Source organism: Thiococcus pfennigii (assembly GCF_016583835.1).
GTDB lineage: Bacteria > Pseudomonadota > Gammaproteobacteria > Chromatiales > Chromatiaceae > Thiococcus > Thiococcus pfennigii.
In genome coordinates this window covers 20,453-36,847 of sequence record NZ_NRRW01000002.1, presented here as the reverse complement: position 1 = coordinate 36,847, position 16,395 = coordinate 20,453, and the positions used below count along the sequence as shown (strand labels likewise).

The following is a 16,395-nucleotide window of genomic DNA, read 5'->3' as shown; positions in this document are numbered from 1 at the left end:
AGGGGCTCCGCGTTCGCCGCGGCGCGAGCGGCGCGGCTCGGGGCCCCGTCAGTGACGGTCGCAGAACGCGGTGAGCCGCTCGCGGTGCCATCGGACCTCTTCGCCGGAGGGCAGCGGTGCGGAGGGGTCGGCGAGCCAGGCGGCGATGTCGGCACGTACCCGGGCGCCTTGGCGGTCGCGCGGCAGCATGTGCCAGCCGTCGCGATAGAGGGCCAGGCGCAGGGCCGGATCTTCGGGCAATTCCGAGAGGAAGCTGCAGAAGGCGTTCGGCGGGATGATCTCGTCTCGCTCGCCGTAGAGGAGCAGCATCGGCGGGGGCTTACGCAGCGCCGGGGCGACGGCCCGGGCCGCGTCCATCAGGTTCGTGACGCCCCAGAGGGCGTCGACGCGGGTGGCCTTGATGACCAGCGGGTCGGCGCTCATCGCCCGCAGCATGTCCAGGTTGTCGGATGGGCGCAGCCGGACCCCATCGCCGGTGAGCTCCAGCCAGGGCAGGGTGCGCACCGCCATCCCGAGGGCCAGGCGCTGATACCAGGGCATGGTGTCCCGCGACCAGACGGCCGGCGCGATCAGGATCAGGCCGTCGATCGCGAGTTGCGCGCGGGCCTCGGCGACCATCGCCACCGCCCCGCCCATGCTCTCGCCGGCGACGTAGATCCGCGCCTCCGGGTGACGCCCTCGCAGCAGTTGCACCAGGGTCTCCAGGTCTGCGACGAGGGTGGCGCTGCCGGGCCAGCGCCCGGCCCCGTCGGTGGCGCCGAAGCCGCGTTGGTCGACGGCATAGGTCGTCACGCCCTGTGCGGCCAGGGCTCGGGCGAGCGGGGCGAATGACCGGCTGTAGTCGTTGAAGCCGTGCAGACCGAGGAGGACGGTCGAGGGTTCTCCGTCGGCGGCGGGCCAGACCTGGAGCGGCAGCCGGTAGCCGTCGGGCAGTTGGGCCGCGTCGGCGGTCAGATGCGGCACCTGGGCCGCACGCGGCGCGGCCGCGGTTTGCGGCGGGGCGCATCCTGCGAGTGCGAGGAGGGCGGTCAGGATGAGGACGGCGGCGGGGATACGGAGGTCGGACACGGGCTTTCGTCGAGGAGCGCGGGCGACGGTTCAGGCCGCAAGGGCACGGGCTCGGGGTTGCCGAGGAAACGGGGGCTGCGCCCGGTCAGCAGGTCGAGCACGGCGAGGGCGCGGGCGAAGACCTCGCGCACGCGGATCGGTAGATACCAGCCGAGTGGCGGGTCGGCGGCGGCGTACGCGATGGCGTTCAGGCCGGCGCGCTCGGCGATGTAGAGGGCACGCGCGGCGTGGAAGCGTTGCGAGACGATGATCAGTTCCTTCTGACTGAAGACCGCCTTCGCCCGCACCATCGAATCCAGCGTGCGAAAGCCCGCGTAGTCGAGGGTGATGTAGTCGGCCGGCACGCCGGCGGCGATCAGGTCGCGGCGCATCGTCCAGGGCTCGTTGTAGTAGCGGGTCGCGTTGTCGCCGCTGACCAGGATGGCCCGCACGCGCCCGGCATGGTAGAGGTCGGCGGCGGCCTGGATGCGCGGGCCGTAGAACAGATTGGGCCGGCCGCGCTGGCGATGCGAGGTGCCGAGTACGAGGGCGACCGGGGCCGGCGGCACGCGCGCCAGGTCGTCGTGGATCCGCTCGCGGGTCGCGAGCCAGATGCCGACGTCGATCGTGATCAACAGGGCGCCCGGCAGCAGGACGGCCAGCGCGGCGAGGAAGACCGAGACCCCGAGCCAGCGGCGCTTAGAGGGCTTCGCGGTGCTCGGCAAGTCCGGTCAGCTCCCAGAGGGCGTCGAGCTCGGCGCGCAGGTGCGCGACCTCGGCCTCGAGCTGGGCGATACGCTCTTGGCGCGCAGCGGCCGGCGCGGTGGTCTCGGCGACCTCCCCGGGGTCGACGGGACCGCACAGGGTGTGGGCGTAGCGCTCCTCGCGGCGCCCGGGCGGCGGCAGCAGCGCGACGACCAGTGGCGTTTCGCGCTGCATCAGGTGGCGCAGCGCATAGTCGAGGGCCGCGAGGTCCGGCAGTTCGGCCAGGCGGCTGGCATGGGTGCGCAGCTCGGCGGCGGTCTGCGCGCCGCGCAGCATCAGCGTCGCCATCACGGCGGCCTGGCGTCGATCGAGCTTCAGCGCAGCGACCAGCCGCTGGTCATAGCGCTCGGTGCGCCCGGCGAAGGCGGCCTCGACCAGGTCGCGGTCGCGCAGGCCGTTGACGGCGTGGCCGACCTCGCGGACCTCGAGGTTCATGACCGGATGGCGGCTGGTCTTCTGGTTGCAGGCGAGGACCAGCGCGTTGAGCGTTAGCGGGTAGTTGTCGGGGGTGGTGCGCTGCTTCTCGATGAGGCAGCCGAGGATGCGCGCCTCGACGGGCGTGAGCATCGGTTCGGGCGGTGTCGGGTTCTCTGGCATCGGCGGTCATGGCTCGTGAACGGGGGCGTCGGACAAGCCTAATCGCTTTCGCGGCGCGATCCAAACGGGGCGCCCGGCGAGGCCTCGCCGGGCGCCTCGGGGCCTGGTCAGTCTCCCTTGACCCGGCGCTGGAAGTGGTTCAGCAGGCGCGAGCGAAAGTTCTTCTCCTTGTGCTTGGAGCTCGCTGCCAGGCGCCGCTCGGCGACGCCGATGAGGGTCTCCTGAGCGCCCTTGGCGTTGTCCTCGCCCGGGCGGCGCTGGACGTAGGTGCCGTCGGGCTGCATGTCCCAGGCCGAACGCTGGTCGGAGAGCTGCACGTCGAGGATGAGTCGCAGCTCCTGACGCAGGGCCGTGTCCTCGACCGGGGCGTGGACCTCGACCCGGCTCTCGAGGTTGCGCCGCATCATGTCCGCCGAGCCGATGTAGTACTCCTCGTCGCCGCCGTTGCGGAAGTAGATGATCCGCCCGTGCTCGAGGAAGCGCCCGACGATGCTGATGACCCGCGCGCCCTCGCTGAGGCCCGCAATGCCGGGGCGGAAGCGGCAGGTGTCGCGCACGATGAGGTCGATCTTCACGCCCGCGCGGCTCGCCTTGTAGAGGGCGCGGATCACGTCGACGTCCTCGATGGCGTTCATCTTCATCTGGATATGGCCGTTGCCGTCGCGCTCGTGGTGGTCGATCTCGCGCTGGATCTTGGCCAGGATCGCCTTCTTCAGCGTGTAGGGCGCGGCCAGGATCTTGCGGTAGCTCGGCGGCGGCGAGTAGCCGGTCAGGTAATTGAAGAGCTCCGTGAGGTCTTGGCCGATCTCCTCGTCGCAACCGAGCATGCCGAGGTCCGTGTAGAGCTTGGCCGTGCCCGGGTGATAATTGCCGGTGCCGATGTGGTAGTAGCGGCGCAGCTGCGAGTAGTCGCGGCGCACGACGAAGATGAGCTTGCTGTGGGTCTTGAGGCCGAGTACGCCATAGGTGACGTGGATGCCCTCGGACTCCAGCCGCCGCGCCCAGCCGATGTTGGCGGCCTCATCGAAGCGCGCCTTGAGCTCGACGAGGACGGCGACCTGCTTGCCGTTGCGCGCCGCCTTGACCAGCCATTCGAGCATCGAGCCGGAGGTGCGGTAGACGGTCATCTTGATCGCCAGCACCTTGGGGTCCTCGGCGGCGGTGCGCAGGAAGCGCTCGACCGTCGTGCTGAAGGACTCGTAGGGGTGCTGCAACAGCAGCGGCCCATTCTCGCGGACGATATGAAAGATGTTGCGCCGGTCGTTCGCGAGCAGCGTGTGGTCGACGGGGCGGTGTGGCGGGTCGTGCAGGTCTGGCAGCTCCAGCGCGGCGAGCTCGAAGAGGTCGCGCAGGGCCATCATGCCCTCGACCTCGACGACGTCGCGCTCCTCGTTGAGCCCCAACTCGGCGGCCAGCATGCCGCGGTGCACGGGGCTCATCCCCCGCTGCACCTCGAGCCGCACGATGGGGGCGAAGTGACGCTCGCGCAGCTCCGTCTCGATCAGCTCGAGCAGGTCGTTGGCGGCCTCCTCGGCCGGCTCGACGATGGCGTTGCGCGTGACCCGGAACAGCTCGCAGCTCGCGATCTCCATGCCGGGGAAGAGCATGTCCAGATTGGTCGCGATCAGGTCATCGAGGGTGACGAAGGTGTTGGCCTCGCCGACTCGCACCAGGCGGCTGGAGACGTCCTTGCTGACCGGCACCTTGACGCGGGCCTTGTAGGTCTCCTGCCCGCCCGGGAAGCGCAGCGTCACCAGCAGGTTCAGCGCGAGGTTCGAGATGAACGGGAAGGGGTGCGAGGGATCCATCGCCAGCGGCGTGATCATCGGGAAGATGTCGGTGCGGAAGTGCTCGCGCAGCCCGAGCCGCGCCGCCTCGGGCAGGTCGGCGATGCGCACCAGTCGGATCTCGCGGGCCTCCAGCAGGGCCATCAGCTCGTCGAAGATCTCCTTCTGCTCGCGCTGCATGTCGCGGATGATCGCCTGGCACTCCTGGACCTGCTGTTGCGGGGTGCGCCCGTCGATCGTCGGGCTGTGGACACCGGCGGCGATCTGCTGCTTGAGCCCGCCGATGCGCTTCATGAAGAACTCGTCGAGGTTGTTGCTGACGATGGCGAGGAACTTGACCCGCTCGAGGAGCGGCGTGCGTGGGTCGGCCGCCTCGTGCAGGACGCGTCGGTTGAACTGGAGCCAGGTCAGCTCGCGGTTCAGGTAGAGGGCCGGGTCGTCGAGGCTGAAGCCGGTGGCCGTGGTGGCCGGTTCGCTCGAATCGCCGCACGGCGGCTGGGCGTCGCTCTTGGTCATGGAGGCTCGCTGGTCGGATGGCGGGAAGACGCCCGCCATTCTACCAAATTGGCCTGTCGGCCTGGCGGCCGAACGTGACAGGAATGGCTCGTGGAATTGCCCTTTGGACAGGATGTTACGATCTTGTTGCGGCCAGCGTCCCGGTCCGCGCGGCGGCCCTTTGGACGCCGCGTTCGACGCCGCGCGGAACTCGCGAGGCTAATCGGCGCGGCGGCGCTGGCGCAGCCACTCGTCGACCTCGCGCTCCGCATCGGCCCAGTCCTGGACCTCGAAGCCCGGGGCGAACTGGCGCTTCTCGGCCTTGAAGTAGGCGGCCATGCGGATCATGTTCTCGCGCTCCTCAGGCGAGATCGACAGACCACGCTTGGTGGCGGGTTTGGCGGATGCGGGTGTCTTCGTGCGGGTCTTGGCCGGTGTCGCGGCGACGGTCCTCGTCGGCGTCTTCTGGGCGCCGGCCTTGCGGGCCGATCGGGGCGCAGCCGGTGCCGGGGCGGTGGCCGGTCTCGATGGGGACTTCGTCCGCGTGGCGGCCGCTTGTTTGGCCGTCGTCTTCGCCGGGGCCTTGGCCTTGGCGGGGCTCGGGTTGGCCCCTGTCCTCTTCGTCGCGGCCTTCTTCTGGTCTTCGTTTGCCATGGCTGGTTACTCGCGCGTGGGGATTCCGGGGGACGAACGGGAACGAGGGCCAGACCGTGCCCGCGGGGATCCTCGGCCGCGCGGACCCGTCGAGCCTCCTTGACATCCCGCACTATTCTGATCAAGTCCTCGACAAAAGACAAAAACCGCCGTCAGGCCGCCCCCGAAGCGGGTAAACTAGGGCCGCATGCGCGGGATCTCGGCCCATCCGTCCTCCCCGCCAGGCGCTCATGGGTCGACCGACAGTCACCCCCAATTCGAGGGCCCCAGCATGATTGCTCAGCACGCCCTTGTGCTCAATCTCCACCAGCCGGCCGGCAACCTCGAGGGGCTCCTCGAGCACCGGGAATGGGAGGCCAAGGAGATCCTCTTCGCGATGGATCGCATCCCGCGCAGCCTCTGGGGCTACGAAGACCTGGCCCGCGTCCACCTGTCGCTGTCGGGGACGCTGCTGGCGACGCTCTCGGATACGACCTTTCAAGAACGGGTCTATGGCAGCGTCGACTGCGGTTCGCTGCTCTGGTACTTCCAGAACCAGGAACTGTTCGAGATCCTCGGCACCGGCTATTACCATCCGGTACTGCCGCTGATCCCCGAGGCCGATCGCAGCGCCCACCTCGAGCGTTGGCAGGGGATCGCGCGGCACCTGTTCTGGCGCGGTCACTTCCAGGGCTTCTGGCTGCCGGAGATGGGTTTCTCGATGGAGCTGATCCCGTTGCTGCGCGCCTTCGGCTATCGCTACGTCCTGGTCGACAGCGAGCATGTCGAGCCACTGACCAAGATGAGCTGGCAGGAACTGCGTTACCGACCGCATCTGGCGCGCTACGGCAACGATTCGATCATCGTCGTCGTGCGCGATCGCGATCTGTCCAATGCCCAGGAGTCCGGGATGGAACTCGACTGGTTCCTCGCCGAGGTGGCCGAGCGCACCAAGTGGTGCGATTTCGTGCCGCTGGTGACGACCTGCACCGACGGCGAGAACGGCGGCTGGTTCCGCAACGTCACACCGGGGGCGAATTTCTGGAGCGCCTTCTACCAGCCGCTGCTGGAGCGGATCCGCGCCGCCGAGGCGGCCATCAAGCCGGTCTTCATCCATGACCACCTCGACAACTACGGCGTGCTCGGCGAGGTGCGGGTCAACACGGGGGCCTGGAACACCGGCTGGCACGACGGCCGGGGCTTCACCCAATGGACGGGCTCGGCGCGGCAGCGCGCGACCCTCGCCGACATCCGGGCCGTCAGCGCGGCGATCCATGCGGCGCGCGCGGCAATCCCGGACGGCGCCGCCGAGGGCGGCGCGGCCGTTCCGCTGCCCGAGGTCGAGGAGGCCTACTGGCTCCTATTGCGGGCCGAGACGAGCTGCAACTTCTACTGGGGCGAGGACTGGGTCGGCCGGGCCGATGCCGATCTGGCGGCGGCGCGCGCCGCCCTGGCCCGCGTCGGGCTGGCCCCGCCCGAGCCGCCGGAGGCCGCCGCGAAGCCCTGATCCGGAGCCCGGAGCCCGGAGGCCGAGCGGCCCAGGGCGACGACCGTTGGGCCGGACCTCGGGGTCGGCCTGCTCGCCCTGGAGGTCGCACCGCGGCAAGCCTTTTATTTTTCACGCAATTGATTATTGAAGAACGGCCGGCGCATCTTCTTGGAACTACGAGACACGCGAAAAACGCGAAAGAATTGAATGAGCACAGGATTATCCGCCGTTTTTCGCGACTTTCGGTATCTCGTGGTTTCTAGTCTTCCCCGCGCTCGTGTCGGTTGCCTCTGTCCCGTTCCTCAGCATCCACCAACCTCACACCCCGATAAGGAGCCGCTCCAGTGAACGCGCTACCCGAGTACGTCGACGACCTGCCCAACATCAGCGGTGCCGAGGCCGATGTCGCCCGGACCCTGGCCAGGGGGCGCGACAAGACCCTCTTCGTCGGTGAGGGCGGCATCGATTTCGGTGCCGTGCGGGCCGCCACCGCGATTGCGCTGCACATGCATCAACCGCTGATCCCGGCCGGCGGCGACGACCTGCCCACGGCCGCGATCATCAGCAACCTGCAATACATGATGGAGCACCAGGACATCGGCGATAACCACAATGCGCCGGTCTTCCACTGGTGCTACAAGCGCCTCGGCGAGTTCATCCCGCAGTTGGTCGGCGAGGGCAAGTCGCCGCGGGTGATGCTGGAGTATTCCGGCACCCTGCTGCACGGCCTGCGCAAGATGGGTCTCGATGACGTCATCGAGGGCTTGAAGACCATCACCTGCCATCCCGACTACCGCTGGACGACCGAGTGGCTCGGCATGCCGTGGGGGCATCCAGTCGCGCCCTCGACCCCGGTGCAGGACTATCGCCTGCACGTGCGCGCCTGGCAGCACCACTTCGCGGCGATCTTCGGCTGGGAGGCGCTGGAGCGGGTGCGCGGGTTCTCGCCCTCGGAGATGGCGCTGCCCAATCACCCGGACGTCGCCTACGAGTTCGTCAAGACCCTCGTCGACTGCGGCTACCAGTGGGTCCTGGTGCAGGAACACTCGATCCAGCAGGTCGACAACGGCTGGCACCCGCAGCGTCCCCACCTGCCCCATCGGCTCGTCTGCACCAATTCCAAGGGCGAGACCGCGAGCATCATCGCCATCGTCAAGACCCAGGGTTCGGACACCAAGCTCGTCGCCCAGATGCAGCCCTGGTACGAGGCGCAGGGTCTCCAGCGTTGGGAACTGGCCGGCAAGTCCGTGCCGCCGCTCGTCACCCAGATCGCTGATGGCGAGAACGGCGGTGTCATGATGAACGAGTTCCCACCCAAGTACACGGAGGTCGTGCGGGCTGCGAGCGGCACCGAGACGCCGCTGATGAACGTCAGCGAGTACCTGGAGCACCTCTTCGCGATGGGCATCCAGGCGAACGACTTCCCGGCGGTACAGCCGCTGCACCAGCACAAGATCTGGGAACGGATGAAGCCCGGCGACGGCCCGGAGCGCCTCGCGGCGGTCATCGACGAACTTAAGAAGTCCGACCACCAGTTCCACATGGACGGCGGCAGTTGGACGAACGATCTCTCCTGGGTCAAGGGTTACGACGATGTCCTCGGGCCGATGGAGGCCGCCAGCGCCCTGTTCAATCAGCGCGTGCTGCTCTCCGACGTCGCGACCGACGAGGGGCGCTACCGCAATGCGCTCTTCCACCTGATGACCTCGCAGACCAGTTGCTATCGCTACTGGGGCCAGGGTCAGTGGACCGATTACGGCCGCGAGATCTGCCGCCGGGTCGAGGCCATCATCGGTCACGACTTCGGGGCGCCTTGAAAAATTCGAGGTGCCGGGCGGGGCCAGGAGGCCCCGCCATTTCCAGTCGGCTGCGCGACGGAAAATGAAGCGACGCGGAAATCGCATTGTCGCTTCGCGTCTTGAAGAATCGCCTGGCATGTCGTGCTGACGCTGCATCCGTCAGGCGCTTCATGGTGTGGGTTGCCGCGCGGGTCTGCGCTGCGGCCAAGGGCAGGCGAAAGTCGCCCTGGGCGGGCGGTGAGATACGACGGTCGACCGTTTCGAGGCGGACGGGCCCGACGGGTCCTCAGAGACTCCGCGATGCCGTCAGAGGAGGGGATCCTGGCCACTGCGGGGGATGCTCATCGGTGCCCGCGGGTTCGGCGGAAAGCGCTCATCCTGTTTCGGCTCGGGCGGTGCCGGGGGGCGGGGCGGCCTGGGCGGCGGCCAATGCCCTGGCGGACAGAGGCCACCGTCGGGGCAGAGGACGTAGGGGGCATCGTAGCCGAAGAACCAGCGTTCCTGCTGCTCCTCCTCTTCCGCCCGCCGCTTCTCCTCCTCCGCCTCTCGGTGCGCGCGTGCCTGCTCTTCCGCCGCCTGGCGCTCCGCGCGTTGCCGCGCTTGGCGCGCGTCGTATTCGTCCAGCAGGGGTTGGTTGCGAGCGCGGATCTCGCCACTCTCCCAGCCGCTTGGTGGCAGGGTCAGCTCGAAGCGTTCCTCTCGGGCACCCGCTTCGCAGGGTTGATCCGACAGGGTGACGGCGCCGTCGGCCCCGATGCAGCGATAGACCTCGGTGGCTGCCGTCGGCAACGCGAGCAGGGCGGCCAGCGCCAACGAAGCGACGGGAACGGGATGCGTGCGCATGGTCGAGTTCCTTCGCAGAAGATTGGGGAAACCCGCAGCGGTCGCACTGGAAATCCTTGACCGGCCGAACTAGTCCGGCGAGTCGAGTCTATCAGGTCGTGCACTCACGCGATGCCTGCCAGATCCCGATGAGCTGCGTTCTTCACGCATCAATTGCAAGCTGGAGTTTTGCCCTCTTGGAGGGGTACGCCCGCAGGTGGTGGGAGTCTTGATGGGGTTCGCCCAGATCCGCACCAACTCCACCAAGAGTCTGCAACCGTAGGTCGCTAGCCCGTTAGCGATTCTCGAAAGCGAGAATCTCAGCTACAAGGTGATCTCGCAAGATTTCCGAGACCGCGCGCCCTGGTCCGCAACCCTCGCGTGGTAGGAGCCCGCTTGCGGGCGATCTTGGTGACGATTCAGGAACAGCCGGTACATCTTCTGGGAACTACGAAACACGCGAAACACGCGAAACACGCGAAAGGGCCAAACTGACACACAAGAATCTGTCGTTTTTCGCGACTTTCGTGTATTTCGTGGTTTCTTGTCGTCTTCGCGCTGGTGTCGTTTGTTTCTGACCCCTTCCTTGGCCGCCCCGAGCGCGTCGTAGTCGCCCGCAAGCGGGCTCCTACGGGGCTCTCATCCTAGGGCGACATAAAAGCGGCCTCGGTACTTCCGGAGCGAGGCACTAGTGCAGCGCTTCAGAAGTCCCGAGGCTGTTCGTTGTCGTTGTCGTTGTCGTTGTCGTTGTAGTTGTCCTAATCGTAGTCCGATCGTCGATTACGACAACGACAACGATAGTCTTTGGAGGCGGTCTCGGAACATCCGCACTGCTGTACTAGGCCGCTCGGATCCTGGAGCGACATGACAGGGCAGCCTCGGTATCTCGGAAGCGATACGCGAGCTGGCCAGGCTTACGGCCAGGCTGGACCATCGATCAGGGCGTTGGCGATGGCGGTTACCTTGGTCCCTCCGCGGCGGGGGTGCGACCCTCGTGGCTGAGCACGACCGGGGAGCCGCCCAGCGTCGCTAGGTCGATGGCGCCGAAGGTCGGGGCGCGCGACGACGGCGGTGAACCCCGGCATCGTCGGGTCGCAGGGGATCTCTCGCTCGTGGGGCCGGGCGCAGACGATGGCCTCGGCGCCATGCGGCGCCGGCGCCGCGTCGTGGAGCAGGCAGGTCTCGCCGACGCGCAGACGGGCGCCGTCGATCTGCCCGTGAAAGACATTGACCGCCCCGGGGAAGCCGTAGACGATCACTCAATCGATCAGTTCGCGGATTCGGGCCGCATGCAACAGAAGACCCTGCGTGGCGATATCTTCGGTGGGATCACGGCGGCGGTGATCGCGCTGCCGCTCGCGCTGGCGTTCGGCGTCGCATCCGGCCTCGGCCCGATGGCGGGCCTGTACAGCGCGATCGCGGTCGGCTTCTTCGCGTCGCTGTTCGGTGGCACGCCGGCCCAGGTGTCCGGACCGACTGGGCCGATGACCGTGGTGATGGCGGCGGTGGTGGCGCAGTACGCCGACAGCCTCACCACGGCCTTCGTCATCGTGTTCCTCGGGGGGGCGATCCAGCTCCTTCTCGGGCTGATTCACGTCGGGCGCTATATCGCCTACACGCCCTACTCGGTGATCTCCGGCTTCATGACGGGCATCGGCATCATCATCATCGTCCTGCAGCTGGCGCCGCTGTGCGGTGCCGATGGGGCGGGCGGACCGGTGGACGCGTTGCGCCTTCTGCCGGATGCGATCGCCAACGTTAACGGCCAGGCGCTGGTCGTCGGCTGCGTGGCACTGGCGATCATGGTGTTTTGGCCGGCCGCGCTGGGCCGCCTGGTGCCGGCGCCACTGGTCACGTTGGTCGCCGGAACCTTGCTCGCCTTGTTCTGGCTCGACGCGGTGCCGGTCATCGGCGACGTGCCGACCGGTCTGCCGACGCTCATCCTGCCGGCCTTCCCGCTCCAAGAGCTGACGCGCATCTTGCAGGCGGCCTTCGTGCTGGCGTTGCTCGGCTCCATCGACAGCCTGCTGACCTCGCTGGTGACCGACTCGATTACCCGGACCCGTCACGACCCGAGCCGCGAACTGATCGGCCAGGGCATCGGCAACATGGCCGCCGGCTTGCTCGGCGCCCTGCCCGGCGCCGGCGCGACCATGCGTACCGTGGTGAACGTGCGCGCCGGCGGCCACAGCCGGCGTTCGGGCATGTTGCATGCGCTGATCCTGCTGTCGCTGGTGCTCGGCCTCGCGCCGCTGGCCGAGCGCATCCCGTTGGCGGTCCTGGCCGGTATCCTGCTCAAGGTCGGCTGGGACGTCATCGACTGGGGTTTCCTGAAGCGCATCGGCCGTGCGCCGCGCGAGAAGGTGGTCGTGATGCTCATCACGCTCGGCCTGACCGTGTTCGTCGACCTGATCACCGCCGTGGCCGTCGGCCTGATCATCGCCGCCCTGGTCACCGCCGACTGGATGAGCCGCGAAGAACTCAAGGGCGTCCATGCCGACCATGGCGATCTGGCCCCCGAACTGGTGGCCCGTCTGGCCGCGCTCGAACCGCGCGCCTTCGTCATCCACCTGGAGGGGCGCTACTCCTACGCCTCGGCCCGCGGCCTGACCCGCCAAATCGGCATGATGTCGCCGGGTAGCGAAGTCCTGATCCTCGACCTCGAAGCTGCCTCGAAGATCGATGTCACCGCCGCGATGGCCATCGACGAGGTCATCACCGGGGCCAAGGCGCAGAAGGTGTGCGTCCTGCTGGCCGGAGCGACGGGTGAAACCCGCAACGTCCTCGACGCCGTCGGCGTCACCGAACACCTGCCGACCGAGCAGATCTGCGGTTCTGTCGAAGAGGCGATCGCAAGAGCGGAGAGGCTGTTGGGATCGCCGGATGAACAGAACGCTGGCGGCTGACGTCCGGCCTTTCTCCCTGCCGCCCACACCTTGGGGGGACCTTGAAAAGCGGCCATCCGGGCAATTCTTCGAGGCGCGAAGCGAAAATGCGATCTCCGCTTCGCTTAATTTTCAGTCGCTTAGGCGACTGAGCATGGCGGGGTCTTCAACATCTGAGCGGGGCGGGGCGGCGTCGCGCGATCCAAGAACCAAGACGGTTCCGACCGATCGGGTTCGCTGCGCGGACCATCGATCAGGAAAGGTCCGCGCTGCCCGACCCGATCGGCGTGCGGTGGTGATCGGTGTGGCCCGCGGGGGCCTCGTGGCCGTGGCCGGCGGCACCCTCCAGCGGGTGGATGTGGGCGTGCACATGGGTGTGCGGGTGGACGTGGACGCTCGCCGGGCGCAGTCGCCCCTCCCCGAGCAGGATGACGCGCGTCGCGAGGCGTGCGACCAACGCGCGATCGTGGGAGACGAAGAGCATCGCCTGAGGCAGGCCGGCCAGGTGCTCGACGAGGCGCCGCTCGGTGGCCTCGTCGAGGCCGGTGGTCGGCTCGTCGAGGAGCAGGACCTCGGGGCGCATCGCGAGCACGGTGGCGAGTGCGACGAGGCGCTTCTCGCCGCCCGAGAGGCGATGGGTGACGCGCCCGGCGAGCCCGGCCAGGCCGAGGGTCGCGAGGGTCTCTTCGGCGACGGCGCGCGCCTCGGCGACCGACAGGCCCAGATTCAGCGGGCCGAAGGCGACGTCCTCGAGGACGGTTGGACAGAAGAGCTGGTCGTCGGCGTCCTGGAAGACGAGCCCGACCCGGCGGCGCACCGGGATGAAGTCCGCCTCGTCGCGGCAGTCGGTGCCGAAGGCGATGACGCGCCCGGCGCTCGGCGGGTGCAGGCCGACCAACAGGTGCAGCAGTGTGGTCTTGCCCGAGCCGTTGGCCCCGACCAGGGCGAGGCGCTCGCCGGCGGCGATCTCCAGGTCCGCCTCGCGCAGCACGGTGCGCCCCGGATAGCCGCAGGTCACCCCGCGCAGTGCGAGGAGCGGGGCGCTCATGCCGGCCGTCCGAGGAGGAAGAGGAGGGCGAGCGTGGCCCCGGCGCCGAGTGCCGCAGCCGTATCGCCCCGGTGCCAGGCGAGCTGATCGAGGCGGTAGAAGTGCCCGGCGAAGCCGCGGCACTTCATCGCCGCCGTCACCCGGCGGGCGCGCTCGAGGCTGCGCACGAGCAGCATCCCGACCAGCCAGCCGAGCGTGCGCCAGGTGTGGGCGTCGCTGCGCGGGACGAAGGCCCGGGCGCGCAGGGCCTGGCGCAGCCGGCGGTACTCGCCGTGCAGGACATCGATGTAGCGCACCGTGAACAGGAAGAGGTGCACCAGCTTGTCCGGCAGGCCCAGGCGCGCGAGCGCGTGGCCGAGGGTCACGGGGTCGAGCGAGCCGACCAGCCCGAGCATCGCGAGGACGACGGCGCTCGCCTTGAGGGCGATCCGCATCGCCTCGAGCAGGCCCTCGCGGCTCGCGCTCAGCGGGCCGAGTTCGAGCCAGGGCGTGCCGGGCACCATCAGCGGCAGGGTCGCGAACAGGATCGCGAGGAGCCCAGCGAGCGGTGCGAGCCGGCGCAGCGCGTTGCCCAGCGTGAGCCCGCCGGCGGCTGCCGCCGCGGCGGCGAGGATCAGCGCGAGCAGCAGGGCCGGTAGCCGTTCGAGGCCCACGGTGACCAGCGCGAAGGCCACCGCGGCGAGGATCCGCAGTCGGGCGTCGCGGGTCGCGAGCCAGTCGCCGGCGGTGCTCGGCGTGAGCGGTGTTGTCGCGACCCTCATCGACCGCGTCGTCGACTGGCCTGCCACCAGGCCGCAAGGCCGGCGAGCCCGAGGATATAGCCCAGGCCGCCGAGGATGTCGTGCAGCCGCACCTGCTCCTCGTAGGCGACCAGTTGCTCGCGCAGCGGCCGAACCTGGCGGGCGACGGCCCGCTCGATGAGGACCTCCAGGTCGCCGGGGGATTCGGTGGCGGGCACGGACGCCGCGGCCGTCTCCGCCGGCGTCGCCTCGGGTGTGCTCTCGGTCGGCGCGGCCGGCCGGTCAGGGTCGCCGGCCGCCGGCGCCGCGATCTCCAACTCGGTGGCGGGGACGGTCCACTCCGCGACATGGCCGTCGCCGCTGTCGACGCGGATGCGGTGGTCGATCGCCGCATTGGCCTGGTAGCTGAACTCGCCGTCGTCGTCAGTGCGCAGCGCCGCGAGCACCCGTCCGTCCGGGGCCAGTACCTCGACCGCGGCGCCCTTCGCCCGGGCCCCGCCGGCGAAGTAGGCGCGGCCTTCGATGCGCTCGCCCTCGGCGAAGGCGAAGACCTTGAGCAGGTGGGCGTGCAGGGGCGTGGCCGTCGCGAGCAGGAGGCAGGCCAGCGCCAGGCGTTTATCGATCATGGCCAGTGGCCTCCGGCGGGCAGAGGATCTCGGGGGCCACCCGCCCGAGGAACGTGACGGCGGCGCCGGTCACGACGGCCTCGACGAGGGCGAGCGGCAGATAGGTCAAGAGGATGATCTTGGCCGCTGGCGCCAGCGCCGAGCCGCTCGCGGCCAGCGCCACGGCGATCAGGACCCCGGTCAGGAGCACGCCGAGGGCGCCGGCGCCGGCCCCGATCAAGAACGCCCCCCGGCCCGGGTGGCGGCGAAGCGGTGCCCGGAAGAGGGCGGCGCAGACCAAGGCGGGCACGGCCATGTTCATCGTGTTGACGCCGAGCACCAGCAGCCCGCCGAAGCCGAAGAAGACCGCCTGGAGTGCGAGCGCGACGAGGATCGCCGGCGCCGCCGCCCAGCCGAGCACCAGGCCCATCAGGCCGTTCAGCAGCAGGTGGACGCTGCTCGGTCCGAGCGGGACGGCGATCAGCGAGGCGACGAAGAAGGCGGCGGCGAGGACGGCGGCCTGCGGGATGCGCTCGTAATCGAGCTGGCGCAGCCCGACGAGCACGGCGCCGGCCGTGACGACGGCCCCGGTGACCAGCACCGGGGCCGCGAGGACGCCATCTGGGATGTGGGCGATGGGGGCTCTCTCCGCAAGGAGGCGCGCCGACACGGCCGGGGCGCGGGTGGGCCAGTGACGGTTCGGGGATCACCGGATGGCGGTTTTGCGCCCCGTCGCCCGCCACTGGTTCGTGAACCTGGCCCTATTTCATATCCCGGGTCTGGACCCAGATCAGCGCACCCTGCTCGACCGGGACCTCGTCGCCGGCCGGATTCTTCATCGGCGCGTCGCCCTCGAGCAGGGCGGCGAAGCCCCACCAGCCGGCGTGCGGCATCGCGTAGCTGAATACCCCATTGGCATCGGCCTTGATGACCTGGGTGACGTAGGGACCGGCCGGGGCCGTGAGGCTACCGTCGTTGCGCCATTCTACCTCGATCTCGGCGAAGGGCACCGGCTGGCCGGCCTTTTTGACGAGGCCTTGGAACAGGTTGCCGGTCCACAGGCCGTAGGGGCGCACCAAGGGTTCGATCTCGACCGGCAGGCCGACCTCGGCATCCCAGCCCTCCTCGGCGCCGAAGCCATCGACGACGACCTTGGTGTAGTGGACGATCATCACGCCCTCGGCCGGCTCCCAGTAGGCGGCCGGCTCGAGGTAGAAGACGTAATCGCCGGGCTCCTTCGCCCGGTAGCGGGCCTGGTAGGTCGACTTGCCGTCCTGTTCGACCCGCGTCAAGGCGCCACTCAGATCCTCGCGCCCGGCCGGGCCGAGGACGCCGAAGCGCACCGGCGTGCCCATCTCCATCAGCGGCCCCCGGGCCATCGGGTGGGTGAAGCGCATCTCCAGCTCGACGCGGCTGCCCGTGTCCTCGTCGAGGATCGCGCGGTCGGGGATCAGCTCCTGGAAGTGGGCCTGGGCGGCGAACGGTGCGGCCAGTAGCGCGGCCAAGGGGAGGCGGAGCGCCGCCGTGAGCGGCTTGCGGTTCGGGGTGTGTGGCGGCATTTCGAATCCTCGGATGTTCGTGGATCGGCTGGCGTCCGTCGGCGGGGGGCGCTCGGTCGTCGGACGGTCGCGGGACTGGTGTTACCAAAGGATGTTTTGTAGCACGAAACCTGGCGGGCGCCAA

General features: G+C 69.1%; 14 protein-coding genes. 3 read left to right on the top strand and 11 right to left on the bottom strand.

The genetic code is table 11. The annotated features are described in order from the left end of the window. Nucleotides 1-48: 48 nt before the first annotated feature. The 5 genes from CKO41_RS00965 to CKO41_RS00945 form a co-directional block, all read right to left on the bottom strand. The gene (locus CKO41_RS00965) at nucleotides 49-1,068 is read right to left on the bottom strand and encodes an alpha/beta fold hydrolase (protein WP_200380989.1); all 1,020 of its coding nucleotides are present in this window, start codon (nucleotides 1,066-1,068) and stop codon (nucleotides 49-51) included. Next, on the bottom strand, nucleotides 1,029-1,772 hold the full coding sequence (locus CKO41_RS00960) for a SanA/YdcF family protein (protein WP_200380988.1): 744 nt from the start codon (nucleotides 1,770-1,772) through the stop codon (nucleotides 1,029-1,031). Before CKO41_RS00960 ends, CKO41_RS00965 begins: the two co-directional genes overlap by 40 nt. Then, entirely contained in the window at nucleotides 1,747-2,409 is a 663-nt protein-coding gene (locus CKO41_RS00955) for a YceH family protein (protein WP_200380987.1), read from the bottom strand. The genes CKO41_RS00960 and CKO41_RS00955 overlap by 26 nt, the downstream gene beginning before the upstream one ends. A 107-nt stretch (nucleotides 2,410-2,516) precedes the next feature. Beyond that, entirely contained in the window at nucleotides 2,517-4,712 is a 2,196-nt protein-coding gene (gene ppk1, locus CKO41_RS00950) for a polyphosphate kinase 1 (RefSeq protein ID WP_200250266.1), read from the bottom strand. Between the two features lie 198 nt (nucleotides 4,713-4,910). Further along, the gene (locus CKO41_RS00945; protein WP_200380986.1) at nucleotides 4,911-5,345 is read right to left on the bottom strand and encodes a DUF2934 domain-containing protein; all 435 of its coding nucleotides are present in this window, start codon (nucleotides 5,343-5,345) and stop codon (nucleotides 4,911-4,913) included. A 271-nt stretch (nucleotides 5,346-5,616) separates the two neighbouring features. Between CKO41_RS00945 and CKO41_RS00940 the strand changes: the two genes are divergently transcribed. Together CKO41_RS00940 and CKO41_RS00935 are read left to right on the top strand one after the other, a co-directional pair. Then, nucleotides 5,617-6,831, top strand: coding sequence for a polysaccharide deacetylase family protein (locus CKO41_RS00940; RefSeq protein ID WP_200250263.1), 1,215 nt, complete (start codon nucleotides 5,617-5,619; stop codon nucleotides 6,829-6,831). A gap of 326 nt (nucleotides 6,832-7,157) precedes the next feature. Then, a complete protein-coding gene (locus CKO41_RS00935; RefSeq protein ID WP_200250259.1) occupies nucleotides 7,158-8,630 on the top strand; it encodes a polysaccharide deacetylase family protein in 1,473 nt (490 codons plus the stop codon). 288 nt (nucleotides 8,631-8,918) lie between these two features. Here the strand turns inward: CKO41_RS00935 and CKO41_RS00930 are convergent, their stop codons facing one another. Further along, on the bottom strand, nucleotides 8,919-9,455 hold the full coding sequence (locus tag CKO41_RS00930) for a DUF4124 domain-containing protein (RefSeq protein ID WP_200380985.1): 537 nt from the start codon (nucleotides 9,453-9,455) through the stop codon (nucleotides 8,919-8,921). A 1,016-nt stretch (nucleotides 9,456-10,471) separates the two neighbouring features. On the opposite strand from CKO41_RS00930, the gene CKO41_RS00925 reads away from it, so the two are divergent. After that, nucleotides 10,472-12,340 (top strand): SulP family inorganic anion transporter, encoded by a 1,869-nt coding sequence (locus CKO41_RS00925; protein WP_200380984.1) that lies wholly within the window; start codon nucleotides 10,472-10,474, stop codon nucleotides 12,338-12,340. Between the two features lie 232 nt (nucleotides 12,341-12,572). Here CKO41_RS00925 and CKO41_RS00920 read toward each other — a convergent pair whose 3' ends face one another. From CKO41_RS00920 to CKO41_RS00900, 5 genes are all read right to left on the bottom strand, one after another. Beyond that, nucleotides 12,573-13,367 (bottom strand): energy-coupling factor ABC transporter ATP-binding protein, encoded by a 795-nt coding sequence (locus CKO41_RS00920; RefSeq protein ID WP_200380983.1) that lies wholly within the window; start codon nucleotides 13,365-13,367, stop codon nucleotides 12,573-12,575. Further along, nucleotides 13,364-14,128 (bottom strand): cobalt ECF transporter T component CbiQ, encoded by a 765-nt coding sequence (cbiQ, locus tag CKO41_RS00915; RefSeq protein WP_200380982.1) that lies wholly within the window; start codon nucleotides 14,126-14,128, stop codon nucleotides 13,364-13,366. The genes CKO41_RS00920 and cbiQ overlap by 4 nt, the downstream gene beginning before the upstream one ends. Further along, nucleotides 14,125-14,733 carry a NikL family nickel/cobalt ECF transporter subunit gene (locus CKO41_RS00910; protein WP_200254073.1) on the bottom strand — a complete coding sequence of 203 codons (609 nt, stop codon included), beginning with the start codon at nucleotides 14,731-14,733 and terminating at the stop codon, nucleotides 14,125-14,127. The genes cbiQ and CKO41_RS00910 overlap by 4 nt, the downstream gene beginning before the upstream one ends. Beyond that, a complete protein-coding gene (gene cbiM, locus CKO41_RS00905) occupies nucleotides 14,723-15,382 on the bottom strand; it encodes a cobalt transporter CbiM (protein ID WP_338115525.1) in 660 nt (219 codons plus the stop codon). The genes CKO41_RS00910 and cbiM overlap by 11 nt, the downstream gene beginning before the upstream one ends. Nucleotides 15,383-15,473: 91 nt before the next feature. Continuing rightward, nucleotides 15,474-16,271: a DUF4198 domain-containing protein gene (locus CKO41_RS00900; protein ID WP_200380981.1), complete on the bottom strand. Its 798-nt coding sequence runs from the start codon at nucleotides 16,269-16,271 to the stop codon at nucleotides 15,474-15,476. Nucleotides 16,272-16,395: the final 124 nt, after the last annotated feature.